Origin of the sequence: Affinirhizobium helianthi (assembly GCF_042680945.1) — a bacterium.
Taxonomy (GTDB): domain Bacteria; phylum Pseudomonadota; class Alphaproteobacteria; order Rhizobiales; family Rhizobiaceae; genus Neorhizobium; species Neorhizobium helianthi.
Genome location: NZ_JBHUEQ010000036.1, coordinates 1 through 25,360, shown reverse-complemented (window position 1 = coordinate 25,360; position 25,360 = coordinate 1). Strand labels below are relative to the sequence as shown.

Annotated in this window: 23 protein-coding genes and 4 pseudogenes; 15 read left to right on the top strand and 12 right to left on the bottom strand. The window is 56.6% G+C overall.

Going from position 1 to position 25,360, the window contains the following annotated elements; all coding sequences use genetic code 11:
• Positions 1-105 precede the first annotated feature (105 nt).
• Positions 106-360: a DUF2169 domain-containing protein gene (locus ACFSE1_RS18155; RefSeq protein WP_377404627.1), complete on the top strand. Its 255-nt coding sequence runs from the start codon at positions 106-108 to the stop codon at positions 358-360.
• A gap of 111 nt (positions 361-471) precedes the next feature.
• Here the strand turns inward: ACFSE1_RS18155 and ACFSE1_RS18150 are convergent.
• The 10 genes and pseudogenes from ACFSE1_RS18150 to ACFSE1_RS18105 form a co-directional block, all read right to left on the bottom strand.
• Positions 472-717, bottom strand: a pseudogene (locus ACFSE1_RS18150) (IS5/IS1182 family transposase); the annotation flags it as partial.
• Between the two features lie 60 nt (positions 718-777).
• Positions 778-1,530 (bottom strand): IS6 family transposase, encoded by a 753-nt coding sequence (locus ACFSE1_RS18145; RefSeq protein ID WP_377404624.1) that lies wholly within the window; start codon positions 1,528-1,530, stop codon positions 778-780.
• A gap of 311 nt (positions 1,531-1,841) precedes the next feature.
• On the bottom strand, positions 1,842-1,970 hold the full coding sequence (locus tag ACFSE1_RS18140) for a hypothetical protein (RefSeq protein ID WP_377404621.1): 129 nt from the start codon (positions 1,968-1,970) through the stop codon (positions 1,842-1,844).
• Positions 1,967-2,647, bottom strand: a complete 681-nt coding sequence (fhuF, locus tag ACFSE1_RS18135) for a siderophore-iron reductase FhuF (RefSeq protein WP_377404618.1) — start codon at positions 2,645-2,647, stop codon at positions 1,967-1,969. Before fhuF ends, ACFSE1_RS18140 begins: the two co-directional genes overlap by 4 nt.
• Positions 2,648-2,830: 183 nt before the next feature.
• Positions 2,831-3,637, bottom strand: a complete 807-nt coding sequence (locus ACFSE1_RS18130) for an ABC transporter ATP-binding protein (protein ID WP_377404615.1) — start codon at positions 3,635-3,637, stop codon at positions 2,831-2,833.
• Positions 3,638-3,697: 60 nt separating this feature from the next.
• Positions 3,698-5,638, bottom strand: coding sequence for a Fe(3+)-hydroxamate ABC transporter permease FhuB (gene fhuB / locus ACFSE1_RS18125; RefSeq protein ID WP_377404612.1), 1,941 nt, complete (start codon positions 5,636-5,638; stop codon positions 3,698-3,700).
• Positions 5,635-6,516 (bottom strand): ABC transporter substrate-binding protein, encoded by an 882-nt coding sequence (locus ACFSE1_RS18120; protein ID WP_377404609.1) that lies wholly within the window; start codon positions 6,514-6,516, stop codon positions 5,635-5,637. The genes fhuB and ACFSE1_RS18120 overlap by 4 nt, the downstream gene beginning before the upstream one ends.
• Positions 6,517-6,560: 44 nt before the next feature.
• The gene (locus tag ACFSE1_RS18115; protein ID WP_377404606.1) at positions 6,561-9,035 is read right to left on the bottom strand and encodes a TonB-dependent siderophore receptor; all 2,475 of its coding nucleotides are present in this window, start codon (positions 9,033-9,035) and stop codon (positions 6,561-6,563) included.
• A 61-nt stretch (positions 9,036-9,096) separates the two neighbouring features.
• On the bottom strand, positions 9,097-10,101 hold the full coding sequence (locus tag ACFSE1_RS18110; RefSeq protein ID WP_377404604.1) for a FecR family protein: 1,005 nt from the start codon (positions 10,099-10,101) through the stop codon (positions 9,097-9,099).
• Positions 10,102-10,256: 155 nt separating this feature from the next.
• Positions 10,257-10,772, bottom strand: a complete 516-nt coding sequence (locus ACFSE1_RS18105) for an RNA polymerase sigma factor (protein WP_377404602.1) — start codon at positions 10,770-10,772, stop codon at positions 10,257-10,259.
• Positions 10,773-11,265: 493 nt separating this feature from the next.
• Here ACFSE1_RS18105 and ACFSE1_RS18100 point away from each other — a divergent pair, with 493 nt between their 5' ends.
• Together ACFSE1_RS18100 and ACFSE1_RS18095 are read left to right on the top strand one after the other, a co-directional pair.
• Positions 11,266-11,934, top strand: coding sequence for a hypothetical protein (locus ACFSE1_RS18100; protein ID WP_377404599.1), 669 nt, complete (start codon positions 11,266-11,268; stop codon positions 11,932-11,934).
• A 14-nt stretch (positions 11,935-11,948) separates the two neighbouring features.
• The gene (locus ACFSE1_RS18095; RefSeq protein WP_377404596.1) at positions 11,949-12,554 is read left to right on the top strand and encodes an RES family NAD+ phosphorylase; all 606 of its coding nucleotides are present in this window, start codon (positions 11,949-11,951) and stop codon (positions 12,552-12,554) included.
• A 413-nt stretch (positions 12,555-12,967) separates the two neighbouring features.
• Here the strand turns inward: ACFSE1_RS18095 and ACFSE1_RS18090 are convergent.
• Positions 12,968-14,068, bottom strand: a pseudogene (locus tag ACFSE1_RS18090) (IS3 family transposase).
• 91 nt (positions 14,069-14,159) lie between these two features.
• Between ACFSE1_RS18090 and ACFSE1_RS18085 the strand changes: the two are divergent.
• The 4 genes and pseudogenes from ACFSE1_RS18085 (at position 14,160) to ACFSE1_RS18070 (ending at position 16,904) form a co-directional block, all read left to right on the top strand.
• Positions 14,160-15,032, top strand: a complete 873-nt coding sequence (locus tag ACFSE1_RS18085) for a hypothetical protein (protein ID WP_377404593.1) — start codon at positions 14,160-14,162, stop codon at positions 15,030-15,032.
• Positions 15,033-15,105: 73 nt separating this feature from the next.
• The gene (locus ACFSE1_RS18080) at positions 15,106-15,363 is read left to right on the top strand and encodes a type II toxin-antitoxin system VapB family antitoxin (protein ID WP_377404591.1); all 258 of its coding nucleotides are present in this window, start codon (positions 15,106-15,108) and stop codon (positions 15,361-15,363) included.
• Positions 15,360-15,764: a type II toxin-antitoxin system VapC family toxin gene (locus ACFSE1_RS18075; RefSeq protein ID WP_377404588.1), complete on the top strand. Its 405-nt coding sequence runs from the start codon at positions 15,360-15,362 to the stop codon at positions 15,762-15,764. The genes ACFSE1_RS18080 and ACFSE1_RS18075 overlap by 4 nt, the downstream gene beginning before the upstream one ends.
• A 19-nt stretch (positions 15,765-15,783) precedes the next feature.
• Positions 15,784-16,904 (top strand): annotated as a pseudogene (locus tag ACFSE1_RS18070) (site-specific integrase).
• A 41-nt stretch (positions 16,905-16,945) separates the two neighbouring features.
• On the opposite strand, the gene ACFSE1_RS18065 reads toward ACFSE1_RS18070, so the two are convergent.
• Complete coding sequence (locus ACFSE1_RS18065) at positions 16,946-17,887, bottom strand: hypothetical protein (protein ID WP_377404585.1); 942 nt, start codon at positions 17,885-17,887, stop codon at positions 16,946-16,948.
• A gap of 251 nt (positions 17,888-18,138) precedes the next feature.
• On the opposite strand from ACFSE1_RS18065, the gene tssI reads away from it, so the two are divergent.
• The 8 genes and pseudogenes from tssI to ACFSE1_RS18025 form a co-directional block, all read left to right on the top strand.
• The gene (gene tssI / locus ACFSE1_RS18060; protein WP_377404582.1) at positions 18,139-20,274 is read left to right on the top strand and encodes a type VI secretion system tip protein TssI/VgrG; all 2,136 of its coding nucleotides are present in this window, start codon (positions 18,139-18,141) and stop codon (positions 20,272-20,274) included.
• A 7-nt stretch (positions 20,275-20,281) separates the two neighbouring features.
• Entirely contained in the window at positions 20,282-20,974 is a 693-nt protein-coding gene (locus ACFSE1_RS18055; RefSeq protein WP_377404579.1) for a hypothetical protein, read from the top strand.
• Between the two features lie 432 nt (positions 20,975-21,406).
• Positions 21,407-21,793 carry a PAAR domain-containing protein gene (locus ACFSE1_RS18050; RefSeq protein ID WP_377404576.1) on the top strand — a complete coding sequence of 129 codons (387 nt, stop codon included), beginning with the start codon at positions 21,407-21,409 and terminating at the stop codon, positions 21,791-21,793.
• Positions 21,794-21,795: 2 nt separating this feature from the next.
• Entirely contained in the window at positions 21,796-22,989 is a 1,194-nt protein-coding gene (locus ACFSE1_RS18045) for a hypothetical protein (protein ID WP_377404573.1), read from the top strand.
• Positions 22,986-23,534, top strand: a complete 549-nt coding sequence (locus ACFSE1_RS18040) for a hypothetical protein (protein WP_377404570.1) — start codon at positions 22,986-22,988, stop codon at positions 23,532-23,534. Before ACFSE1_RS18045 ends, ACFSE1_RS18040 begins: the two co-directional genes overlap by 4 nt.
• Positions 23,535-23,987 (top strand): hypothetical protein, encoded by a 453-nt coding sequence (locus ACFSE1_RS18035; RefSeq protein ID WP_377404567.1) that lies wholly within the window; start codon positions 23,535-23,537, stop codon positions 23,985-23,987.
• Positions 23,988-24,466: 479 nt separating this feature from the next.
• Positions 24,467-24,892, top strand: a complete 426-nt coding sequence (locus ACFSE1_RS18030; RefSeq protein WP_377404564.1) for a hypothetical protein — start codon at positions 24,467-24,469, stop codon at positions 24,890-24,892.
• A 49-nt stretch (positions 24,893-24,941) separates the two neighbouring features.
• Positions 24,942-25,295: pseudogene (locus ACFSE1_RS18025) on the top strand (contractile injection system protein, VgrG/Pvc8 family); the annotation flags it as partial.
• Positions 25,296-25,360 lie beyond the last annotated feature (65 nt).

Sequence of the window (25,360 nt, the reverse complement as noted above, 5' to 3'; positions counted from 1 at the left end):
CGACACAAATCAATGGTGTTGTCGTTGATCTGAACAAGCCCGGCGGCGGGTTCTCGGAGGCAGCCCCTACTTCGGCAGATAGCACGGCCAGGGCTTAAGCCAGCCATGTCGGTTGAGAACCATACGCCGTTTCCTGCTCTCGCCTTTCGTCAATACAATATGGCAGGCGACATGATGGGCGTGGTTGTTGCCCGCGGCACCTTCAAGCTCACAAAGGACGGTCCGCTTCGGCTGGCGGACGAGCAATATCCACTGGTGATGTCGGATACCTATGAAGGCGACCCGCACGAGACACCGCAGGTGGCCTGTACGGATCTTGCACCTTTCAAACCGGGTACGGATATCACCTGGACACCTTGATTTACCCCGGTTTCCTTCTTTGACGGTACAATCTGGGCCTGCCGCCGTTTTCGGCGGTGATCTTTGAACTGTTTGATAGTGGCATTCCTTCCCCTTGCGGGGCGGCCGTCGTCATGCGGTGGCGCGCTTTCCTTCGTGGAAGACATACCGGAGCATGTTGTAGGCGATATTGGCCATGCCGATCTTCACCTTGGCCCTTCCAATCCCGATGGTCCTGATGAAGAGCTTCATCTTGTCCTTCTGCCTTGCAAAGACATGCTCGACAGCTGATCTGATCTTGGATCGTCGCCCGTTTGCCCTCGACATCGTCTCCGGCATCGGCTTGCCCTTCGGCTTTCGCTGGTGGATGTCAGACTTCAGGCGGGCCTGTCGCAAACCTCTCAGTAGGCTGAGACTACCCAGCACACGGTGGCATTTTCATGCTTTGTTAACCTTTTGAAGTCCGAAGAGGCGCGCCAACAGATCGTTCTGATCGTTGACGGTCCAGTCGCCGGTGAAGCCGAAGCCTTTTCTTAGCCATAGCATCGCTTCAAATCCGGCGATTGTCCGCCGCGCCGTTTTGAAGGTTTGGAAGCCGCCGATCTTTGGCATGTTCTTCTTAACCCGAAACTGGTCACTCTCGACGCGTTGCTGGAGATGTTTTGTGACATAGTGCACCGTGTTTGGTTGAAGCAGACCACCATCCACCGATGTTTTAATCGCGGATGGAAACGTATTCGCTCCATCAGTCCCGATCTTTTCAGGCGATAACAAAGGCTGGTCCTTCAGCATTTTGCGGAAGAACCGCTTGGCCGCGTCGAGATCGCGCTTCGCGGTCAGCAGGAAGTCGATCGGGTTTCCGTGCTTGTCGATGGCGCGGTAAAGGTAACGCCACTTACCACGGATCTTGACGTAGGTTTCATCGATCCGGATCGAACCACAATGGGGGCGCCGAAACTGGCGAAGCCGCTTTTCGATCATCGGGGCATAGGCCAAAACCCACCGGTTGACGGTGCTATGATCGACCTCGAAACCACGCTCCCGAAACATCTCTTCAAGGTCTCGATAGCTGAGCGGATAGCGCAGATACCAGGCCACCGCCTGCACAATGAGCCATGCCTCGAAATGCCGACCTTTGAAGTCATCCTTTGATTGGCGCTTCAGCTTCTCGGAAATGGCATTCAGAATCATCGCTACGCTCCGCTACATTGGCAGCGGCAATTTCTCTGCTGGTGATCAACAGGACGCTAACCAAGAAAATTTGCGACAGGCCCCTCATCGCCGCAACCGGCTCCAACGCTGCGCAAGTTGAAGGCTACGCGTTTCCGCCGGTTGTTCAAACCACGCCATTTGGCGTAACCAAAACCACCGAGGCTCTAATCGCCGCCGGATGAAAATTCAGTGGCAGGTCAATGTCAATCGCATTATGTCCTGCACACGCCCAAAATACGTCAGGTGAAGATCTAAGTCGCATAGCGGCTGCATCATAGACGGAAGTCTGTTCATTCAGAGATCCATGCAACAACGCCGCCCTCAATCGGAATGTGGAGCGTCAACGGCGCAAGAATGGGCCGCTCTGCAACGCCGAAGGCGACGTTGCAGAGAGAGAAGGTCGATCTCTGTCTGTTCAAGATTTCATCATTTTTACTCGATCTGGGCAGAGACTGCCGCAATCCTCGATACCCGGAATGCGATCCCTCAGACAGCAGACTTTCCGGCGACGCACGCGCAATCCGTTTTCCTCGACATAGCGGATGGCAGCTGTCATTGGGGCGGGCAGGGCAAAGTCTGTGTTTTTCCCGGGGAGCTGCCGGACAGTCCACTCGAGATAATGCGCCGCATTGCCCCAGAAGACTTTTCTCGAGAGGCCGCTCTGCCTTGCCAAGGCATCGATGAGCGGAGTCAGATGCGTGGAGACCAGCAGGGGGGCTGCCTGATCTGCCTCTTCTGTCGTGAAAGCAGTGGGGAGACGCAAGGCGACCGGCTCGCTGTCATCATCGACAACGATCGCTGTGTTCTGAATGTCGGCATGAACGGCTCTTCCCCCGATCGCGGAGAGAGCCATGACCGGGATGATCACCGTCGCCAGATATTTCTGCGACCACAGGGACATCAGATAGCCATCGGGTTTGACGCCAAAGCGACGGGCGTAACTTTCCATGAGACAAGTAAAGGCATCGGCTTCCAGCACCTGTACTGATGGCACCACGCTGCGGATTTCCGGCCCGTGGGACAGTCTGTCCCTGATCGGCGCCAGCGGGCCGATTAATCGCACGAGCAGATCCTGCGGGCTGCTGATCCCGTTCATGGGTGTCTCCGGTGTTGAGTTTCAGCAAATTTTAGGCCACTTTTCCATTCCGCACGGAGCCATTTATTACTGTTCAAGATGCTGCCGTGCCGAGGTTATCCTCGGCACGGACGGATCGTTTGGAAACGTAAAAGCGGATCAGATCCTGACCAAAGCCAACAATCCATGCACCAACGCTGCTGTTCAACAAATCAGTGCTGACGGCCGACCGCCATAAGTTGGCTGGTGGATGGTGAAATCCACCCCGTAAATGCGCTTGAGGTTATCGGGCGTCATAACCTCACGTGGCGATCCTCTGGCGATGAGGCTACCCTCCCGGAGCGCAATGATCTCATCACAGTAGCGGCTCGCCATGTTGATATCGTGGAGAACCATGACGATGGAGAGCCCCCTCACCCTGGTGAGTGTCTGGACGAGATCGAGCACCGCGATCTGTTGTGCGATGTCGAGTGCCGAAATGGGTTCATCGAGCAGGAGGCATGTCGTATCCTGGGCGACGAGTGCGGCAATCCAGGCGCGCTGCTGCTCGCCTCCGGACAGCGTTTCGACGGAACGCTCCGCAAGCGTGGTCGTTTGCGTGAGGTCGAGTGCTTCCCACACCTTTTCCTCGTCCCGTCTGCCGAAAGCGCCAAGCGGTCCATGCCAGGGATAGCGTCCGAACTTGACGAGCTCGCGGACGCTGGTTCCCGCGGGCACCGGCGTCTGTTGTGGCAGGTAAGCAAGGTGCCTGGCGAATTCGCGGTTCGACCAGGTTTCCAGCCGGCGTCCATCAAACAGAATGTGTCCGGTGCTGGGCCTGATCTGCCGGACCAGAAGCCGGACCAAGGTGGATTTGCCTGACCCGTTGTGTCCAATGAGACCGATCGTTTTGCCTGCCGGAAGGTCCAGATCCAGTGGCTGCAGGATCGTTCGTCCGGTCACGGTAAAGGAAATCCCCTGCAATGAAAACTTCGGCACCATCTGTGCTGAGACCGGGGTTGGAAGCGGCATGGGAATATCTCTCCTGCTATCGCTGGAATGAAATGGTTTGCACCGACAAGGGCTGTCTGCTCACTGTCTCTGCCGACGGCGCAGTTGCCATAGGAACCAGGGTCCGGCGACGAGCGCGGCCAGCAGGCTCGGCGAAAGCGCCCAGGGCCAAACGAGATTACGGCTCAGCCACTCCGCGAGCGTCATCAGCAATGCGCCGATGAGACCGCTGGCAACGCTTGCTCCTGCCGCCTTGCGAAAACCCAGGGCCGCGGCTGCATGAGGCACCATCAGGCCGATAAAGCTGATTGGACCGACAACCATGGTACCGGCAGCCGTCAGAATCGCGGCTAGAGCGATGCCGGCCGCACGCACCACGGCCACACTCAGACCGAAACCCGTGGCTGCTGCATCACCCAGCGTTATCAGGTCTATCTGCCGATGGAGCGAAAGACATGCGAGAAGCCCCGCAAAGCCCATCAGGCCTGCAGCGACTGACGTGCCAAGATCCACGCCTGCGGTCATGCCGGAAAACCATCCGAGGAGTGCTGCACCTCTTTGTCCGCCGCCGGCAAGCGCGATCACGAGCATTGCGTTCGCCATACTTGCGAGGCCGACGCCGAGCAGCAGCATGCGCGTCGGCTCAAAACGCGCTCGGAGCCCGAGCAATGTCACGACCACCAGGGCGGCAATGGCACCTGCAGAGGTGACTGCCAGTTTCGTTGCAACCCCGAGCGTCGGCAGAATGACGAAGGCGACGGCAAGAGCAAGCCCTGCGCCGTGGCTGATGCCAAGAAGATCGGGGCTGGCAAGTGGATTGCGCAGCAAGCGCTGCAGGATGAAGCCCGCCACAGCGAGGCAGAGCCCGGCGCCGCTTGCGGCCAAAAGCGGCGGAAGACGCCAACGCCAGACCAGAGCCAGATCGTCCCGACCCGCCAGTGACCATCCTTCCGGTCCGCGCCCCAGGAATGACGCGAGCGCAAATGCAGCCAGTAGAAGCATGGCCAGGATCATGAGCTGCTTAACGTTCCCATGGCCGCGTGCCGCAAATGCGAACGTGAACAGCTTCGAGGCGTTGAGCGGCGCCCTTCGCGCGAGAAAAATTAGCAATGGTCCCGCCAGGAGCCCTGCAGCCGCCCCGACCGGCAGATCGCCCAGCCAACTGGAGAGCAAACGCATAACCTGGTCGGTCAGCAGCAGAAGAAGGGCTCCCGTAACCCCGCAGCGGACCAGTCCCGCCTGGGCCTCGCGCCAGATCGCGCGCGCAAGCGCCGGGGCGGCCAGCCCCACGAGACCGATCTGGCCGAACTCTGCTGTGACGGACGCGGCCAGCAGCGAAGCGATGAGAAGCAGGATCAGCTTCACCGTGCGCACGGAAAGACCGAGGCTCGCTGCCGCACCATCACCGAGGGACAGCAACCGTAGCGGTCGCTCCAGCAGAAGAAGCGGACCGAGAGAAAGAACTGCAAGCACCGCCAGACGAAGCGATGACCCCCAGCCACTCTGCTGCAGCGAACCTGCCTGCCAAGTCAGGAGATTGCTGAGAAAGTCATGATTGAAAAGAACAAGGCCGGCATAGGCAGCGTTGCAGAAGAGATTGATCATCACACCGGCCAGCACCAGTGTCTGGGACGAAAGGTACGGCCCCCAGGCAACAGCGAAAGCAATCGCAACAGCAGTCAGCGCTCCGGCGAGTGCCACGATCTGATATCCGTGCGACCATAAAGCCGGGGCGAAGACCAGCGATGCGGCGAGGAAGAGCGCCGCTCCTCCGGAAATGCCGAGGACGGACGGTTCGGCAAGCGGATTGTCGAAGGTTCTCTGGAACACGCCGCCTGCCAACCCCAGGAGGCAGCCGGAAACCAGCGCGGCAACAATGCGCGGCAACGTCGCGTAGAAGAGTCTGGCCGGTTCTTTGACCTGGATGATGGCCAGCACGGCAAGAGCAAGAGCCGGCAAAGCCACCAGAGAGATCAAGATGATGCCACGCGGCAGACCGTGTCGGGCAAGGGTGGTGCTCATGGTGTACCTGCTCCGAAGGGGTCTTGAAGCGCGCGCGCCAAAGCCTCGGCAAGATGAAGCGTCGAAAGACATCCCCCGAACGGATAGAATTGCTGCATGCGCACCACACGTCCTTCACGAACCGCGGGAAGCCGATGCCAGAGCTGGCTGTCGCTTAGCGCCCAGTTCGTCTGCGGAGCAAGTGACGGGATCTCGATCTGCATGAAGACGGCATCGTCCAGCGCCATCAGCTGATCGAGCCCGACCTGAATGAAACCATTGGCATTGGTTGGTCCCTGCCACGCATTTCGTAAACCCAGACGGGTGACCACGGACCCGGGCATGCTGCCATTGCCGTAGACCATGGCGCGGCTGCCGCTTTGATCCGGCAACAAAATGCAAACCGGTCGCACTCGCTGAACGCTGGCGGCAAGGCTCTGCATTCGCTGCTCTATGTTGGACAGGACGGCCTCGACGTGACTGGACGGAAGGCCCGCAGCACGTCCGCACTGGCGGAGAATGGCTGCCGCCCGCCCGTAGGCATTTTCGCCCCTCATATCTTCGACGACCTCGACAGGCGCGATCTCGTTCAGGCGCGGCGTCATGAACAGGCTAGCAGCACCAATGAAAATGAGGCCCGGGCGAAGCCTGTCCAGCAGTTCCAGGTTGACTTCCCAGAAGGGCCCGATGTCGTGGGTCGCGGCGGGCAGGAGTTGCGGCATGCGTTGGTTGTAGTAGCCAGTATCGGCAACGGCGAGCGGCGTGACCCCCAAGGCAAGAAGAGACTCGGCGGCAGCCCAATCGACGGCTGCAATGCGCGTTGCGTCCTTGGCCAGAACCGGCATCGGGGGCAGAAGAGCGGCAAGGCTACCGGTGATGAAAAAGCGTCTGTTCAACATGACATTCGTCGATGCGCGACCTCGCGGCCGCGCCTGCCCCAATCTTAAAAATCGATGGTCAGCTTGCCGATAATGGTGCGTCGATCGCCCTGATAGCAGGAGTAGCTGGCCTCGCAGGTCGAAAAGTACTTCTTGTCGAACAGGTTGGTCGCATTCACGGAGACCTTTGCATGCTCGTTGATCCGGTAGCTTGCTCCAAGGTCAACCAGCGTCCTGCTGGGCACTGAAAAGGTATTGGCATTGTTGCCGTAGACCTTGCCGACATGACGAACGCCGGCCCCAATCGATGCGCCCTCCAGAAGCCCCGTCTCGAACGTGTAGTTCAACCAGGCCGAGGCCTGCTGTTCAGGCACGAGCATCGGGCGTTTCCCGACATTGCCGGTCGCATCGCGCGTGATCTCCGCATCGGTGTATGTGTAGGAACCGACAAAATCCCAGCCGCCGCCGAGGCTGAGCTTGCCTTCCAGTTCCAGACCGCGCGACGCGATCTCGCCCGTTGCCAAGGCAAAGCCATTCGAGAGATAGTTGAGGACATTCGTCTTCTCGATATCGAAATATGCGATCGTGAAGAGCCCCTCAAAGCCGGTAGGCTGATATTTCACGCCAACTTCCCACTGCCGACCGTTGGATGGATCGAAGGTATTTCCCTTTTCATCCACCCCGCTGTTCGGGACGAAGGATTGGGAATAGCTGACATAGGGGGCAATACCAAACGAGGAGACGTAGCTGAGGCCAGCGCGACCGGAAAAGCGGCCGACATCAATCCTGGTGTCGGCACCTAACAGGCGGTTGTGGGTGTCCAGGTCAAGCCAGTCATACCGGCCGCCAAGCGTTGCGACGAAGCCATTGCCGAACTTAATCTGATCCTGGGCATAGATGCCTGTCTGGCTGTAGCGCTCCGTATAACTGATCATAGGTGTTGTCGGTACCGGAACGGTGACGCCATACACCGGCGCATAGGGGTTCAGCGATGGCGCGGATCCCTGAAAACGCCGAACGTCAGCAGCAGACCAACTATAGTCGATGCCGAACAGCGCCTGATGTGAGAGCGCTCCCGTGTCGAATTCGGCCAAGGCCTGATTGTCGATCGTGAAGGCATCTAAGCTTTCGTCAAAATGTCGCGCTATACGGCTGAGGCCCGATGCTCCCAGGCCGGACAAGAAAAGGTTGTCGAGTGTGAAGTCAACATGTCCGTAGCGCGCGCTCTGGCGGAAGGTCCAGGTCTCATCGAACCGATGTTCGAACTCATAGCCAATGCTCTGTTGCTCCTGGGTACTCTGGTTGAAATTGGGGTCACCAAGAAGAATGTTCGTCGGCGTGAAGAGCATGATCGTACCGCCGCTCTTATCCTTCAGCGCCTGACCGGTCACCGTCAGCGTGGTGTCCTCGTCGGGCTTCCAGGTTACGGCAGGCTGTATCATCAGCCGGTCATCGCCGATTTGGGCCCCGTTCGAATATTCGAACTGGGTGTTGGCGTTCCTGGCGACACCGATCACGCGGTAAAGAATGCTCTTTTCCTCATTGACCGCGCCACCGACATCGAAGGCGACCTGCTTGCGGTCATGGCTTCCATACTGAAGCTCGATCTGCCGCACATCGTCTTCCGTCGGCTTCTTGGAGGTCTTGTTGACAATGCCGCCGGCATCACTCTGGCCGTAAAGGGCCGAGGATGGGCCACGCAAGACCTCGACACTGTCCAAGGCGTAAGGATCGGTCCGGAAAAAGCTGTAGCTGCTGGACACCTGCCGCAAGCCATCAAGATAGGAACTCGTGGCCTGGGCATTGAAGCCACGCATCATGATCCAGTCATAGCCCTTGGGATCGGGTCCGTAGGTTTCGATGGCGACACCCGGAACATAACGAAGCGCCTCAGAAACACTCTGCGCATTTTGCGCGTCAAGTTGTTTGCGACCCACGACCGATACCGATTGTGGAACTTCAATCAGCTGAGCGCTGGTCTTTAGCGCCCCAATCGAACGGGAGGGGACGAATGTATCGACGCCGTTACTCTCCCCTGTAACGAGAATCGGATCGAGCACGGTCGTTCCGCCAGCAGCAATACCACCCGCATCCGCCGCCTGCGGATTGACGAGAGCCGCCGAGCCCGGTCCGCTGATCCGCACCGTGAGGCCGGTTCCCTGCACAAGCCGCTGCAACGCTGCCGACGGCGTGAGGCTGCCGGAGACGGCGGTCGAGGTCTTGCCAACCGCGAGCGCCGAGGAATAGCTGATCTGCCAGCCGCTCTGACGGATGAAGGTGTTAATGGCGGTTGACAGCGGCTGGGCGGCAATCTGGAAGCTGACGGTTTCCGTGGCGCTTGCGACAGCCCGCGCCTGTGCATGGGCGGCTGCCGGAAGAAGTCCCGCGATGCAGGCGAGAATGCTGGACGCCAGAAGCACATTTGTCCTTTGGCGGCGGCGCTCGTAGGCAACCATGTCACCACGTGAATTTTTCCCCGAAACCATGCTCGTCCAAACCCTCTCAACAAGACCCCAGGACAGATGCGCGTCATACGCCATCCAGCCCTTCTGTCAGCAAGGACGCAGCACGGTTTGCAAACCGGCAAAAAAAGTTGAAGATTCAGCGAAGGATTATGATGCCGCCGGGAATTCGGTAGAAACCGACACCGGCCGCATCGGCAAGCGTCCGCAGCGCGCCCTCGACATTTTCGAGACGGTAATTGCCCGTGACCACCAGTCGATTCACCCGCTCCTCTGCCACCACGATAGGCCCGCGATGGTAGCGGCGCAATTCTTCAAGAACGGCGCCGAGACTGGCGTTTTCAAAGATGATGCGTCCCTCCCGCCAGGCAAGTGTGGCCGACGGGTCGGCCGCACGCACGGGCGAAACGGCGGATGCCGTGATGCTGACCGCTTCACCTGGAGCAAGTTCGGCCTTGCCCCCGCCCTTACCCTTGCCATCGCACAGACAGAGAACCTGAACACGGCCGCGCTCCAGCACCACCTGATCCTCGTCATTACCGGTTCTAACGGAGAAGGCCGTACCCAGAACCTGTACCTCACCATAATGACCGCTGACCGTGAAGGGATGGACAGGATCATGCACGACATCGAAGAAGGCTTCGCCGCGTAGCAGGCGGATGTGACGTCGGCCGCTCTCAAAGTCTGTCGCTACGGCCGTATCGGTGTTCAGCATCATCACCGAGCCGTCCGGCAGACGAACCGTGGTTTGGCTACCGGTTGCGGTCTCAAAGTCCGCCTGAAAGGCAATCGTGAGCGCCGGATATTGCCAGACGCCGAAGGCAATCAGAACCGAGGCCGCAAGCGCTGCGGCGTGCAGCGGCCAGCGACATGTCTTCGGTCGCAACAGCGCGCGCCGATCGACCGGCAGCGTTTTCACCGCATCGCTTAAAGACCTGGAGTTCCATAGGGTCTCAAGACTGCGGAATTCTTCCTGATGCCGGGGATCCTCTGCCAGCCATGCATGGAACGTCGCGTGCGTCGCCGCATCCGGCTCGCTGTTTCGTAGCCGGACAAACCAGTCGAGCGCCTGATCCGCTACCGGATCTGCGGAGGTAAATCCGCTGCTCGTCCCATCCGTGTCGTGTGCGTTTTGGTGTCCCACTCAGGCGATCCGATCGAAACGTGTGTGCAGGGTCCTGTAACCTTGACGCGCAAGCAGAGCAAACCCGGAAAAATGCTTTTGAAGCGAGCAAAGCAGAGCCTCTGTCGCGGCAACCCGCCGCATTTGAAGGATCAAGAAACGCACCATTGTTTTCCTTACTTCCGGTCGAGACGCGCCATCGCGTCCCGGCAATGGGCCATGGCAAGCTTCAGGTCGCTGAAGACAGTGCGTTCCGAAATGCCGAGATGTGCGGCGATGCGGACATTTGACCACTCTTCGATGCGGCTGAGCACCAACACGGCCTGCGCGCGCTCCGGCAGGGCTGCAAGCGCCGCCTGAAACATGCCGAACGTCTGCTTCTCGATCAAAGCCTGTTCGAGAGAGGGGATATCAGCCGAGATACCAGCAAGCAGATGCTCGTCCAGTCCCTGCACTTCGGCGCCCGCCCGCGTTTTGCGGCGTCGCAGATGGTCCAGCGCCAGATTGCGGGCCGTCTGGTGGAGAAAACCCTCGATATGCTCGACCCGCCCGCTCTCGAGCGCCTTATGTGCGCGCAGATAAGTCTCCTGCGCAAGGTCTTCCGCTGTCTGCGGGTCACGCACTATGCGCATGACGTTCCACAGCAGGGAGCGCCGATGGGCGGCAAAAATCGCGTTCAAAATGGCAGACACGCAATCTTCCCTCCGCATGCTTTTTGGACCACATCCGAGAGATCAAAATCATCTCCTCCATGAAGCACCGTTCGCCATTTGATACGCACCAGGGGCATTTGGCACTCAAAACATCCGTTAGTCGCCGTCAGTGTTCCCTTCCTAAATCGGAGTACGGGACCCCGCAACAGATAACTTGAGTTATAACTACAAGTTATTTCTTTGTAACGGCCAAATGGATGCCATATTGAGCGTGAAACACCGTAGCTATTGAGTCCTCCGCCTGATCATGCTTCGCCTTGGAGGGATCTGAACCTGTGGCACCAAACTGCCAAACCCAAGTCGTTGAGACGTCATGGTTATTTCCAGAAACCGCATCATGCGGCATGTCATTTCATAACATCAATACCCTGCGTCCGTTATCCTTCGCACCTATTATTCAAGTTCGATCGAATTTGACTGACGAAGTTGACGAACTTGACAAGATACTCCATATTCTATGTGGAGGTGCCCTATGGCCATGACCGATAAGAAAGGTGGTTCCCGCAAGCGCACCGAGCGTCGCGGCAATCTAATTACCGGATATGCTGGTAAATGGGAGCCACTCTTTGAGAAAAAAGCAGCGGCCCGCGCGACCGCTGCGCGAGTGCTTTCTGGCGTTTCCGAAGGTGTCAAACGCGCCAAGAACACAGGTGGCACTGTTCGTGTGACATATGTCATTCGATCCTCGGACGAAGAACCCGAAATCGAGATCGAGGAGATCACACCACAAAAGGACGCGCTGGATATAGCCCTCGCGGCCGCAAAGCAGCGCGGAAGCGAGCGTGTCGCTGAGATCCTTAAGCGGCCCGAGATGTTGTCTGCAGACGAGTTTGCCGATGAGATCGGCTCCACACGCGAGACGGTGAACAAAAAGCGCAAGCGTCACGAGGTTCTCGGGCTCGAAGGAGCGAAGCGAGGCGTGCGGTTTCCAAAATGGCAGATTGGAGATGACGGCCAACTGCTTGGTGGCCTCGCGCAACTATTTGAGGCTTTGAACGGGCACCCTTGGGCGGTGTACCGGTTCCTTTTGCAGGAAAGCGGTAGCCTTGGCGGTCGAACAGGTCTCGAAATGCTGCGCGCCGGCAGGATCGAAGATGCAGTGGGAGCAGCACGCTCGATTGGCAAAGGTGATTTCTCCTGAGCATCTCATCGAACTTGCTTCCGCCAACCGACTTTGGTTCGCGCGAACTGGTGATCCATGAACTGCCCCCTGTGGCATCGTGGTACCGGCTCTACCAAAGCCGGTATCCCGATCCGCTTGGCTACGGCTTCGGATCGAGCCGCTTCAGTGATCCTGAAATTGCCCTGACTCCTCCTGATCGTTTCGGCGTCGTTTATTTCGGCAGCACCATCAAGGTCTGCTTCGCCGAAGCGATCTTGCGCGAGCGCGCGATCGGATCAAAGGGCACCTTCCCTATCGGCATGGGGGAGCTTCTGGAGGTGTCCTGCGCCTCTGTCGCGACCATTGAACCTGTTCGGCTCGCGGACCTGCACTCGGACGGTATGCTGCGGATGCGGATTCCAACTGATGCTGCCCGCGCCGCTTCGCACGAACTCGGGCAGCATTGGTCAAGAGCACTGTGGCTTCACGACGAGAAACCCGATGGGATCATTTACGATTCTCGCTTGAATGGCGAAACTAATGTCGTCCTTTTCGATCGCGCGCTTACAAAACTAAGGGTAACGGCTGCCGGACCGCTGCTGAATTTTCGAAATGAAGTAGCGCAAATCTTGGATGATTTCGCGATAGCTATCGTCTGACCTGTGCGCTTCAAGGTTGTAGCGCCTTGATCTCTTCGCGCTCGACTCCTGCAGCACGAATTTGCTTAAATCCTACGAGCGAGTGGCGGGTACCTCAATGGTTTATGAGTGGGACGACCGAAAGACCAGGCGCGGCTACCTACTGAAATGCTCTTCGCGGTCCGTTTTGCTGTGGCGGTTGCAAGCGTTCCAACCTGCTTCCTGGTCACCTCCATTTCCCATTGAATGATGATTGCCGTGGCGACCCCACCAATTGATAGACCAGCCGGCATGCCGGGCTCAAAATGGCAAATTTTCCCTTTGAGAGCGAACGCTACCTCGACTACAACTGTTTCTAATAAATAGTGCTGTTGCGGGTTGACGTGCTCCCCGATTTTGGGCCAGCGGGAACTGGAATTTTCCGGGTTTAAGGCTCAGGTCGGCGTGGGTGCCGATGAGCCGTTCATGAGAGAAATCGGCACCTTGTTGCCGATCGCGCTGTGTGGCCGGAACTCGTTATAGTCTCTACGCCAATCCTCCATCTTCGATCGCGCGTCGTCAAGGCTCATGAACCAGTGAGCGTTCAGGCACTCGGCGCGGAACTTGCCGTTGAAACTCTCGATGTAGCTGTTGTCGGTCGGCTTGCCTGGTCGGGAAAAGTCGAGCACGACACCCTTGTGGTAAGCCCAGAGATCAAGGTCGCGGGAGATGAATTCGCTGCCGTTGTCGACGCGAATGGTGGCCGGATAACCGACCTGCCGGCACACGCGCTCAAGAGTTTGAACCACGTCCTCGCCTTTGTGGCTGAAGCGAGCATCAATCGCCGGCGAGAAGCGAGAGAAGGTATCGACGACTGTCAAAACCCGGATTTTGCGACCAGTGGCCAGTTGGTCATCAACGAAGTCCATCGCCCAGACATGGTTGGAATGGGTCGGCTCCGTGCGGTCAGCCCGCAGCTTCGCTCTGACCCGACGCTTGGGAACCTTGTTGCGGAGCTGAAGGTCCATCTCCTTGTAAAGGCGATAGATTCGCTTCGGATTGACCACCCATCCTTCACGTTTGATCAGAATATGAACGCGACGATAGCCCTAGCGTACTCGCGTCTGGCAGATGTCCTTGATCTTCAGCTTCAGTTCGGCCTGCTCACCGCGCCTTGACTTGTAGACATAAAGCGACCGGTCGACTTTCAACACCGAACATGCACGCCGGATCGAAACCTTCCAGTCCGCCTTGGATCGTGTCGACAAGCTTGCGCTTGCGGGCAGGCCTCAGAGTTTTGTTGACAGGACATCCTGAAGCATGGCCTTGTCCAGCGACAGGTCCGCCACGATCCGCTTCAGCTTGGCATTCTCCTCCTCGAGTTGCCGTAGCCGCCTCATCTCTGACGGCATTAGGCCCGCGTATTTCTTGCGCCAGTTGTAAAAGGTCGCATCGGAAATTCCTGCCTTACGGCACACCTCGCCGATCGGCGTTCCATCCTCAGCCTGCTTCAAAACGAACGCGATCTGCGCTTCCGAAAACTTAGACGCTTTCATCGAATTCTCCTCTTCTTCCCATCACGGATCATAAGTGGAAAATTCCAGTTCAAAATGGCCTAATTTATCGGGTGCACATCCGGGGGTCAGAATGACAATAGTGTTCGTTCATGGAGTCAACAATCGCAAGGAAGATGCTGGAATTGCCGAAGACGTCGCCCGCAAGAAAGAATTCTTGAAGACGTTGCTTGCCACGCCGCTCGGACTCGATCCGGCAAAAGTGAAAGTCACCTTTCCTTACTGGGGCGGAGATGGCGTCAAGTTTCTTTGGAATCATGTTTCACTGCCGGGAGGCGGTTACGAAACCTTGGCGCTGGGTTCGCAGAACAGAGAGATTGACCTCTGGTTGAACGAAGTTCACGAATCCTTCGGGGCGAAGTCCGTCATCCTGGATCAGGTAAGCCGCGATCGATCGTTTGCAGACGCCGTCGATCTCATCTGGGACGCAGCGGCTGCGACCGCCAATTCCCCTGGGAATATCGAGAAGATTGCGGCCGCCTACCAGGCATCGCAGCGATATATCGAAGAATATCCTGCTCCCTCATGGGCGTTGCAAGCCGAACCATTGTCAAACGAGGAATTTCTCGATGCGCTGCTTAAAGGCATCACTGAGATGCCAGCGCACGAGAAAAAACTCGAAACGTTTGGTCTAAGCGGATGGCTTGCCTCAACGAAGGAGGCTTTGGCGCGATTGGGATCAGCGCCAAGCGCCGCAGCAACCGCCGGATTGCTGGCGCTCGGACGAACATCTGCGCATCAGAAAGCGTCTAGGTTCCTGGGCGACGTCTTCGTCTACTTGAAAAATCGAGGAACCGCAGCGGCATCCGGCCCGATCGTGCAAACGGTCCTGCAGGACTTTCGCAATGCGGATGCCGCCCGGCAGGACGGTGACGACAAACTGATCATCGTCGGCCACAGCCTCGGTGGGGTCATCACGTACGATATTCTTTCTTATCGTAATTAGCCATCTCCTAACTGAACATTGCCATCTTTGGCGAAGATCGCTACATTTCGATCATCATTTGATGAGGAACACCATGTCCGAGCCACAGCTTTCCATCCGCAGCTCCAAGGCGCGCGATTTGGCCCACGCCCTTGCGCGCCGCACCGGCCAGCCGATCAACCGCCTCGTCGAACTCGCGCTTGAACGCTATGAGCAGGAATTGCGCGAGAAGTCAGCCCAAACGCCAGCGGAAGCGCTCTGGGAGCTCATGGCTGAAGGTCGACGTTCTGTTCCGCCTGGTACCACGTCGGCCCATGATGATTTCTACGATGAAAACGGTTTGCCCATATGATTGCCATTGATACTTCGGTTATCGTGGCGACGGCACTGGATGAACCTGAAGCGCCTCTGTTTCGGTCGCTTGTGGCACGCGAGGAAATCCTGGTTGGCTGGCCGACGCTTGTCGAGGCCCGGATGGTGCTTGCTGGCCGAAAATTTTCAAACGCTGCGGCAATCATCAAGCAGATGGCTGATTTGCCCAACGTGACAGCCGTTGCCTTTGGCGAGCGCCATTACGAAGCCGCAGAAAAAGCTTTCGATCAGTTTGGCAAAGGTCGTCATCCTGCAGGCCTCAACATGGGAGATTGTTTTTCCTATGCGATGTCGGCCGTAGCCAAAGCGCCTCTGCTCTTCAAAGGGCGCGACTTTTCGCAAACGGACCTCAAGCTGCATCCGGCGTCTTCCACGTCATGAAGAGTAATCCCGAGATGCTGTGGATCACCGCATCCATGAACTCGATACGATTGCTTCCGTTCTTCCCATGGAGCGGCGTGACGAACTGGCCGAGCTTCTGACCGATCAGGACGTCGAGACACTGCGTCATCTGGTTAATGAAGGCATGGGTGCAAACACGCTGCGGGCGCTGACCTCCGATCTTGCCTATCTGCAGGCCTGGTCCATGGCGGCCACAGGACAATCTCTCATCTGGCCAGCGCCAGAAGCCATCCTGTTGAAGTTCGTCGCCCATCATCTCTGGGACGCGCAGAAGCGTCTGGTCGATCCGCAGCACGGCATGCCGGATGAGGTTGAGCACAAGCTTCGCATTCAAGGTTTTCTGCGATCCACAGGGCCTCATGCGCCAGATACGGTCCGCAGGCGGCTTGCCAGCTGGTCGACATTGACCAAATGGCGCGGGCTGAATGGTGCCTTCGCCTCCCCTGCCCTCAAATCCGCCATCCGCCTGGCGGTGCGGGCAACACCGCGTCCCAGGAAACACAAGAGCGCCAAGGCCGTAACAGGCGACGTTCTGGCCCGAATGCTTTCGACCTGCCGCACAAACAGTCTGCGCGACGTTCGCGATCGAGCCATCCTGATGGTTGCCTTCGCCTCAGGTGGGCGGCGTCGCAGTGAAGTGGCGGGCCTTCGCAAGGAGCAGCTTGTTGAAGAAGCGCCCATTGCCGTGGAAGGGGCTGCCCCCTGCCCTCGCTCTCTATCCATCTCGGCCGCACCAAGACCAGCGGTGCAGATATGGATGAGGTAGTCTATCTGAGCGGTCGACCGGTGGAGGCACTCCACACATGGCTTGAACTGGCAAGGATCACCAAGGGCAGCATATTCCGAGCCATTGATCGCTGGGGTAATGTCTCTGCCCGCGCGCTTGATCCGAAAGCCATCAACGATATCGTCAAGCAGCGGGCAAAGCTGGCAGGCCTTGATCCGGCAGAGTTCTCCGCCCACGGTCTGCGCTCAGGCTACCTCACCGAAGCGGCCAATCGTGGCATTCCACTCCCGGAAGCCATGGAGCAATCACGCCATCGCTCGGTGCAGCAGGCGTCGGAATACTACAACAGCGCCCAGCGTCGCAGTGGCCGTGCAGCAAGGATGTTGGATTGACGTTTTTGGAATGAATGACCGGGCGAACGGCAATGTCTCACCTATCCGAGTGTTTCCGTATGCACCTGCATATCCGGGGGCAGCAGAACCAGGATATTGAAGCCTTGGCTGAGCTCGAACTGCTGCGGGTCAAAGAGCGCATTGCCATGGGCTTCCATGAACCAGACTGCGGCGGCTTCATCATAAAACTCGGTGATCACAGCTTTCGTGCGCTGGCGAAGTATGTGAAGAGCCTTGGCAAGATCGCCTTTCGTCAACTGGGCATAGATCAAGCGCCGTTTGGCAGGTTTGGCGGCATTGGAAACCGCAAGCGCCAGCCGGCTGCCGCCATAATCCTTGACCCTCACCCGTAAACGTTTCGGCTTGGCTGCATCAAAGCGTGCCTCAATGGCGGCCAGTCGAGCATCCACATCCTCGGCAGACAGATGAAGCTCTGGTAACACGTCACGCACAGGAAGCAGCTGATCGCCAAAATGCACGCGCGCGACCTCTTCGGCATGTTGAGCATAGGCCAGATGACGAACGGGAAGTGCTTCCAGCCATTGACGTCGCCTGGAGATCGCCATCGACTTTGCCGCCTGCTCGCCGAACTTCGACACGGGGAAGTTTTCTTTCTTCTGACCCTCACGGGTCAGCAGCGTTGCCTGCCATGCACCTCCTTCATCCGTGTCGACGAAGCGAACCCCGGAGATGCCGCTTTGGTTGGTGGACCGCAAACGCACGGCCTGTTCGTGATTGGTAAGAGGCGGCAAGGCTTCAATGACGGCGTTGCGATAGGCAATCGCCTGCGCTTTGGCGGCCTCTGCCGAGCCATAGACCGAATCCTTGAACAACCTGGAGATGCGTCTCCCGCGTCGGCGCAAGCTCACCCACCAGCCAGCACCACGGCGCTCATTGGCCGCCTCCCGTTTCAGACCATATTGATCATCGCTATCGCTTGTCTTGTCCGGACCGCTGCGGTCTTCAGTCCCGGTTGATTGCATGCCTATCCCTGTATTTAAGCCCTTCTGCCTGTACCGATTATCGAGCTTCTCATCCTGTGACCCCACGCCGGGAAGACAATGTCTGAAGCAGCCGTGGACGATATAGCAGTCGGTCATATGCGCACTTTTCCGTTTCACTGTCACATTTTTTGCTTGATTTCCTGATCATTTGTTACATCTATGCCGTGTTTTGAAGACGCATGCCATTCGAGAACTGATCGATAACTGACCATGATTTGCGAGGTCATTGCATGAACGACCAGCCTTCATCCGCAGACTTCATCCAGGCAAGCCGTGTATTGAAGATCGTCTCACCACTGGGTGAGGATCAGCTTTTGCCCGAGCGGGTGGTGATCGAGGAAGGCGTCAATCGTCTGTTCGAGATCAAGCTCTCCGCCCGCTCCAAGAAGCCGCAGGTGAAGCCCGAAGAACTGATCGGCAAGCTGGTCGACGTGTCGCTGGAGATCACCCAAGGCGACGGCGAGGAAGGCTCAGCCATTCGCCGCCCGTTCAACGGTCTGGTGACAGCACTGAACGAAGGTCCGCCGATCACACGCGGGCTTCGCGCCTATTCCATGGTTCTGCGCCCGCAGATGTGGCTGTTGTCCCGTCGCTCCGACTGCCGCATCTGGATGGACAAGACATCGCTGGAGGTGCTGGAGACACTGTTTTCCGAGCATGGCATTCCTGCCCCCGATACTTCAGGCGTTATCTCACCTGTGCCACCGCAGCACTATAGCGTGCAGTTCAACGAAGATGATCTCTCCTATCTGACACGGCGCCTGGAAGAGGACGGTCTCTTTTACTGGTTCAGCCATGAAGACGGTCGCCACAAGCTGCATGTGGCCGATAGCGCGTCCGGTTGGCTCTCCCCCTCCCCGTCAGCACAAGGCGAAGGCAAGGTGCGGCTGGCGCGGGGATCATCCGATCGCAACCACATCAACGAATGGCAGCGTCATTTCGCTTACGTCTCCGGCAAGCGCACCGGCGGTGACTGGAACTTCGAGACACCCTCCATGGTGCCAAGGGCCGAGACGCCCTCCCTCATCCAGATGCCGGATGCGATCAAGCGGGAACTGTACGAATATCCATCCCGCATCTCTTCCGTTGCAGAGGCGGAGCGTGCGCAAAAACTTCGGGTGCAGGCAACGGAAGCAGACCATGAGCGTGTGCATGGTGGCTCCACCTCCCGCATTCTGGAAGCGGGCCGCAGGTTCACCCCTTACGAAGTCGCACATCCCGATCATCAATATGAAGAGCATGTGATCGTCTCGATCCGCCATGAGGTGGTGGATCGCTCCTACGAGACCTCCACCGATACACCGGAATATGAGAACACGTTTGAGGCCCTGCCCTCTGGTGTGCCTCTCACCCCGCATCGCGAGACGAAGCGCCCGCGCATCGAAGGCACGCAGGTGGCGATTGTCGCCGGCCCTGAGGGCGAAGAGATCCACCCGGATCAATATGGCCGCATCAAGCTGTGGTTCCCCTGGGATCGCAAGGCCAAGAAGGATGGCTCCGACACCTGCTGGGTGCGCGTGGCACAAAGTTGGGGCGGCGGCACCTGGGGTGCGCAGGTGATCCCACGCATCGGCATGGAGGTGATGGTTGCGTTTGTGGATGGCGACCCGGATCGTCCGCTGGTCATTGGCGTCGTGCCGAACCCCGCAAACGCCGTGCCGTATGATCTGCCGGCCAACAAGACCAAGAGTGTGTTCAGGACGAACACCCACAAGGGTCAAGGCTTCAACGAACTGACATTCGAGGATGAAAAGGGACGCGAGGAAGTATTTCTGCACGCAGAAAAAGATATGAACGTTGAGGTAGAAAATAGCAAACACGAATTCGTGCGCTCAATGTCCGGAACTACAACCCTCGGATACCGCATCGACCAAGTTGGCGTCGGTCGCATTGCCAATATTGGCTATGGTGATTTTGAAAAAATAGGCGGAAACAAGGTCGTTTCAGTGGGAGTTAACGGATTCACGGACTTTGGGAATCCGATCCGAAGCCGCTTCATGTCGATGTATCAGACATTACAAGATGAGCCGATGATGTCTGGCGCAGGCAATTATATTCTCAACTGCACATCGTCGGCATCTATTTCTGCGCTTGATAATGTCAGTATATCCGCAGGAAATGGATTTTTATTGCAGTCGGATGCGACAATAAACCTAAGTGCATCTGCGAATGTTGTTATGGCTTCAGGCAAACAAATGTTCATAGAGGCGGAGGACACACTAGTCATCCGGTGTGGAAAATCCTGCATAGCAATGGATCGGAATGGTTCAATTGTCGTATCGGGCGGCACCGTGGAAATCTATGGCGAGACCGAGGGCACAGGAAAGAAAATAAAGATGCGTGCTTCCAAGATAGATCTAAATTGAGGTCATGATGTCAGGTATTTTGACAATAGATGGCGAACAGTTCGTTAAGGTCAGGCAGATATTTGACGCGAGAAACATCTACTTTCGCGCAGGAAAAAAGATCGCTGTAGAGAGGTTTGCTGTATTTCAGGGCACGCACCAATTCGATTACGAAGTAAACTCGCGGCCCATAGATAGGAACGGGAACCCGATTGCCATAGCGACCAATCAAGATGCACTGCGAAACGAATTTTTTGAAAAAACGATACTAACCCGACCGCCAGTCCCTGTCGTTTTTGGAAAAGATAACAATGGAGAGTTTGCTGTCAAACTGCAACCGAACGATCTTCGCGCTCAAGTATTTGAAAGCAAAGAATCAGGAGAAATGATCGCATGGAGTCTCCATGTGAAGTCGATCTCATACGAGGGAACTATGTCTGCCATGGGCGCGGCCAAAACAACCGGCACACGGATTAGACAAAGTTCAAGTTCATCGCCGTCGGTGAGACAGAAAATGTATGCGGGCGCAACACAGGATATGCATAACGCTGAGCGCAGTGGATTAGCCTCAAATACTGGCGACCCATCCCACATGATCAACATTTATATACAATCTAAAAGCCTTTCCATTTACAGAAATTATCCGAATGGATTTGGTGTCGTCGATCTTGTTGGATATGACCCATCTCTATGGGAAAAGTTGAAGGGTGTATTTCGTTGAGACGTCCCGTTATATCGCTGTTACTTATAATTTCAGCTAGCTTAATGGTCTCCTGTTCCGATCAGGAGAGGGAAGAGAGCTATCTGGAATTCGCTCAACTCACCTCGGGGCCTTTTTTGTTCGATGACAACGTGTCCTTGGGCATCTATCGCACTGCTCGAAGCCATGGAATTGCTGTTGGTGAAGTTGGGTTAGGAGATGGGGGCCAAGGCGTGGTGGTAACAGTAACAGCCAGCTGCGAAGAAATGAAAAATGTTGTCCCGGAGATCGAGTTTAATTACAAGCTTAAACTTAATAGGTGCTCACAAATAAAGGATCACTAAGTTATTTCTCCATAAAATCAGAGTAAATATCTTCGGCTAGCAAGAATAATACATAAACATAATAAACGCAAGTCTGAACCCATGCATTAATCATCGGAGGATCCTCGCAATGCCCGAAGCCCATCGCAAAGGTGATATTGGTTCCGGCCATAGCTGCCATTTTCCACCGAGCCCGGCCACTGGCGGCAGCCCTAACGTGTTCGTCAACGGTCATCCCTTAATGCGGGTGGGTGATGCTTATGTGCCGCACGGCTGCCCCACATGCCCAAAGCCAGAACACCCGCGCCACTTGGCTGCTGGTTCGGCAACCGTGTTTATCAACGGCAAGCCAGCGGGTCGCATTGGTGATGCAATTGACTGCGGAGGCCAAGCACAAACGGGTTCGTCCAATGTTTTTATCGGCGATCAGGAAGCCGAGATGAGTGGCCTAGAAGCTGGTGGCACCTCCTGCCAGAAAAATATGGCTGCTCGCTCCATGCCAACCGTTAGGGGATGAGCATGGATGCGGTCGCGACGGATAAGCCAAATCTTTCCCAGCCGGGCCAAGCTTGCCTCGCTACGCTTGTGGAACTGGTTCACGATCCATCACGCCGTGTCTATGCGGTGATAGAAGGTGCGCGCCTCCCCAACATAGCAGCAAAGCTCTCACAAATTGATGTGGCGCACCGTCCGCTTTATCGGGCAGCACCTGAACATTACGATGTCGTGGCTGGCGGTCCATGGCTGATCAATCCGATGCTTCCAGCCAGACCCACGGCGGTGGTTAGCACGCCTCCACCAGGCGAGCCGGATGAACTTTCCGATGAGGCGTTACGAAAGCAGGCCGCATTACTTTCAGAGCAAATGGTCTCTGCTTTGCAAGCTGGAGACCAAACGGCAGGAGGCATGTTGCCGGAAGCAGCTTCTCCCGATCCAGAGCAGACCATGTCGCGTTTGAAGCACCTGCTTGCTTTTTGCGATGACGCATCTGCCATCGTCTTCTGGATAGGGGATGCCAGTCTTACAGAGGAGGTCCTTTATCGCCATCTGCGAAGCATCAACAAGATTATCATTCCAAGCGCATCCGAAACAGCCAATTTTTCTCGAAAGATACCGGAAACGAATGAAGATATAGCTGGCGAGGAGCGGGAGCCTACTGAGGCTGTTGGGAAAACAGAAGAACTGGTTGTTTTCAGACACGCTGACCCCGATGTGATGATGCAGATATTGCCTGTGCTGGATCTTGATCAGGCCGTACGGCTTTTTGGCCCAGCAGATCAAATAGTCTTTGGGCCAGCCGCTATTTGGGGTGGCGGTGTCAAACGCGCGAGACGGCCAAGCGACGCGGTCTCCAAAGCTCGCTGGCTACACCTGACTGGACGGAATTTGAGTGATATTCGCGACACTCGCGTTCTCGCTGCTCGGTACCGAAGAATAGCAGTGTTTCGCCGCTCCGCACCGCATTTGCTTGAGGGCATGAATGATCGACAGGCTCTGGCGTTCATGGAACGACATGAAGCGCAAGCCCGCGAAATAGGCCTAAAAACCGAGCGCGGCTTCTTTCAATGGACGTATCTGATGAGTGCAAGCAATGACGAATTCATCCGTTCGCCGGAAATCGGCGCGTACATCAAGACCGGGAACCCCGATGCGCGGCTGGACGATATAATGCTGCACATGGCGAACGGGGCAAAGGAAGGTCGTCAAGTATGAGCGCGCTGGCTGCCACTGGAGGAGAATTCGCTGCTCGGGAAGTGGCTGGAGTCGTCGCCAAGCGGATCGGTACCAGGGCATTTCTAGGACTTCTGGGGCCCGTTGGTGTCGCGATCGGCGCCGGCATGTTGGCATATGATGCGTATGAATTGTACATGATGTACAATGAAAGTCACAACGAGGCGTCCGAGGATGATGCGGGTGGTTGCACTGGCAACTGCGATTCAGCCAAAGCCGAGGAGCAGAAGAAGCGGCAGGAGGAGCTAGAAAATGACGCCGACGTCAGCCAGCAGACCAAGGGCAAGACCAAGCATGGTGAGAAGGACGGCGGCATGCCCGAGGCTGACCGGGACTTCGACTCGTTGAAGCCGCGTGAGCAGAAGGGTATCGAGACCCAGTACGGCCCCGGTCGCACAGGAACGTTGGAGGACGGAAGCAAGGTTACTGTCCGGCCGGGAAGTTCGGACGGACGCCCGACATTGCAGATTCGGCAGCCGAATGGCCGCCAGACAGAAATACGCTACAACGATGGACCGGGGGTTTAAGTGAAGGATTTTATCACAAGTGAAAGCACCCTTGATCCCGATGCCATTCGCAGTCGAGGATTTGCTGCGAGGATATTCCCCGAGTTTCCCAGCGAAGAGGAAATTGCCCTGATTTCGGATTTGATTGGGGCGACTGAAATCGAGTTCTGGGCCCATGAATTCGGCCTGCCGTCTCAACATTTTGCAGCGCAGCCGGTTGGGCTGATGTTTGAGAAGCTATTCGAGAATGCGCCCTATGGGCTCCTGATCCATTTTTTAGGGAGAAACCTATTCATCTGGGCACCCGAAGACCACGAGTTTCTGGTCGTGTTCGGCAATTCCGATATGGTCCATCATGTCGAGCAAAGTGGCATTTTTAGCTACAAGTTTGCTGATTATCTTAATAGCGGAGACCTGTCGACCAAGACAGTCAAGCATCTAGAACAAATGATGGAAACCTATACGATCTGTTAGGCTCTGTTTCAGATATTTCCGAAGCATATTTCTGCATCTAGCGATAGATGGTGGAATGATCGACAGACACACTGTCGTTCGCCGGAGTTGCGCGCTCATCTTGATTGCGATGATCCCGACAGCTGGCTGAACGAGATTATGCACTTGATGGTTTGCGCATCAAAGGTGGCTCGATGCCTATAAATTTTGCCGACCAGAAACAAGACGGCCATGTGAAGGGCACCTCACAGAATAAAAACTGGGAAAAGCAAGGCAAACCCACCTCCACATTCAATGGTAACCGTGAAGAAGCAGATGAACTGACACAAGAAGCGCGGAAAAAAAGGTAAGCCAGTGCCCGGCACCCTGTTGGAACCGGCCCGAATGGTGGAAGTCAAACGAAGGTGCGGGTGCATCAGGGTAATGATGGCAGAATTCATGGCCACCCGGCAGGCCCTGAACAAGCACCGCCCTCATCCTAAAGCCTGAGGAGTATACTTATGTTAGAATTTGATCGATATATCAAGGATGCGTACTTGGACTTGAATGACCCCAACTACCAATTCGTTGGCGATGCACTGGAAGCAAAACGGCATGGAAACATCTCAGAATTGTTTCGTCATGAAGGGTTTGAAGTCGAAGACGATACCGATCCCAATTCGGACGTATGCCGCACCCTTATTCTTCCCGTTGATGGGAAATACATCGTCGTAAAACTGTCTTTTGTCGGACCCTTTGCCGCCGTTTTCGCACCAGGCGTTCCGCAAACAGCTATTGAAAAGGCTCGAAAACTTATTCAGGAAAACGGCTTGCAAGTGCTGGATCAGGAGCAACTACAGCAGCCCTGTGAGATAGATCTCACCGACATCGATGCACGCCCCATGATCTATAACGCTCTGTTTTCAACGGATGACATGCCGATTTAACTGCGACCCAAGCGTAGGCTAGCGGGCAACCTCAAACACCAACATAGAGGAAGGCTCTGCCATTCGCCGCCCGTTCAACGGTCTGGTCACGGCCTTGAACGAAGGGCCGCCGATCACACGCGGGCTTCGCGCCTATTCCATGGTTCTGCGCCCGCAGATGTGGCTGTTTTCCCGTCGCTCCGACTGCCGCATCTGGATGGACAAGACATCGCTGGAGGTACTGGAAACGCTGTTTTCCGAGCATGGCATTCCAGCACCTGATACGTCCGGCGTCATCTCACCTGTGCCACCGCAGCACTATAGTGTGCAGTTCAACGAAGATGATCTATCCTATCTGACACGGCGGCTGGAAGAGGGCGGCCTCTTCTACTGGTTCAGCCATGAAGACGGTAGCCACAAGCTGGACACCTTGATTTACCCCGGTTTCCTTCTTTGACGGTACAATCTGGGCCTGCCGCCGTTTTCGGC

Excerpts from the sequence above, each read along its gene's own strand:
- ACFSE1_RS18155 (WP_377404627.1), top strand. The coding sequence starts at position 106 with ATGTCGGTTGAGAACCATACGCCGTTTCCTGCTCTCGCCTTTCGTCAA.
- ACFSE1_RS18145 (WP_377404624.1), bottom strand. The coding sequence starts at position 1,530 with ATGATTCTGAATGCCATTTCCGAGAAGCTGAAGCGCCAATCAAAGGAT.
- fhuF (WP_377404618.1), bottom strand. The coding sequence starts at position 2,647 with ATGAACGGGATCAGCAGCCCGCAGGATCTGCTCGTGCGATTAATCGGC.
- ACFSE1_RS18130 (WP_377404615.1), bottom strand. The coding sequence starts at position 3,637 with ATGCCGCTTCCAACCCCGGTCTCAGCACAGATGGTGCCGAAGTTTTCA.
- fhuB (WP_377404612.1), bottom strand. The coding sequence starts at position 5,638 with ATGAGCACCACCCTTGCCCGACACGGTCTGCCGCGTGGCATCATCTTG.
- ACFSE1_RS18120 (WP_377404609.1), bottom strand. The coding sequence starts at position 6,516 with ATGTTGAACAGACGCTTTTTCATCACCGGTAGCCTTGCCGCTCTTCTG.
- ACFSE1_RS18115 (WP_377404606.1), bottom strand. The coding sequence starts at position 9,035 with ATGGCGTATGACGCGCATCTGTCCTGGGGTCTTGTTGAGAGGGTTTGG.
- ACFSE1_RS18100 (WP_377404599.1), top strand. The coding sequence starts at position 11,266 with ATGGCCATGACCGATAAGAAAGGTGGTTCCCGCAAGCGCACCGAGCGT.
- ACFSE1_RS18085 (WP_377404593.1), top strand. The coding sequence starts at position 14,160 with ATGACAATAGTGTTCGTTCATGGAGTCAACAATCGCAAGGAAGATGCT.
- ACFSE1_RS18080 (WP_377404591.1), top strand. The coding sequence starts at position 15,106 with ATGTCCGAGCCACAGCTTTCCATCCGCAGCTCCAAGGCGCGCGATTTG.
- ACFSE1_RS18075 (WP_377404588.1), top strand. The coding sequence starts at position 15,360 with ATGATTGCCATTGATACTTCGGTTATCGTGGCGACGGCACTGGATGAA.
- ACFSE1_RS18065 (WP_377404585.1), bottom strand. The coding sequence starts at position 17,887 with ATGCAATCAACCGGGACTGAAGACCGCAGCGGTCCGGACAAGACAAGC.
- tssI (WP_377404582.1), top strand. The coding sequence starts at position 18,139 with ATGAACGACCAGCCTTCATCCGCAGACTTCATCCAGGCAAGCCGTGTA.
- ACFSE1_RS18055 (WP_377404579.1), top strand. The coding sequence starts at position 20,282 with ATGTCAGGTATTTTGACAATAGATGGCGAACAGTTCGTTAAGGTCAGG.
- ACFSE1_RS18050 (WP_377404576.1), top strand. The coding sequence starts at position 21,407 with ATGCCCGAAGCCCATCGCAAAGGTGATATTGGTTCCGGCCATAGCTGC.
- ACFSE1_RS18045 (WP_377404573.1), top strand. The coding sequence starts at position 21,796 with ATGGATGCGGTCGCGACGGATAAGCCAAATCTTTCCCAGCCGGGCCAA.
- ACFSE1_RS18040 (WP_377404570.1), top strand. The coding sequence starts at position 22,986 with ATGAGCGCGCTGGCTGCCACTGGAGGAGAATTCGCTGCTCGGGAAGTG.
- ACFSE1_RS18030 (WP_377404564.1), top strand. The coding sequence starts at position 24,467 with ATGTTAGAATTTGATCGATATATCAAGGATGCGTACTTGGACTTGAAT.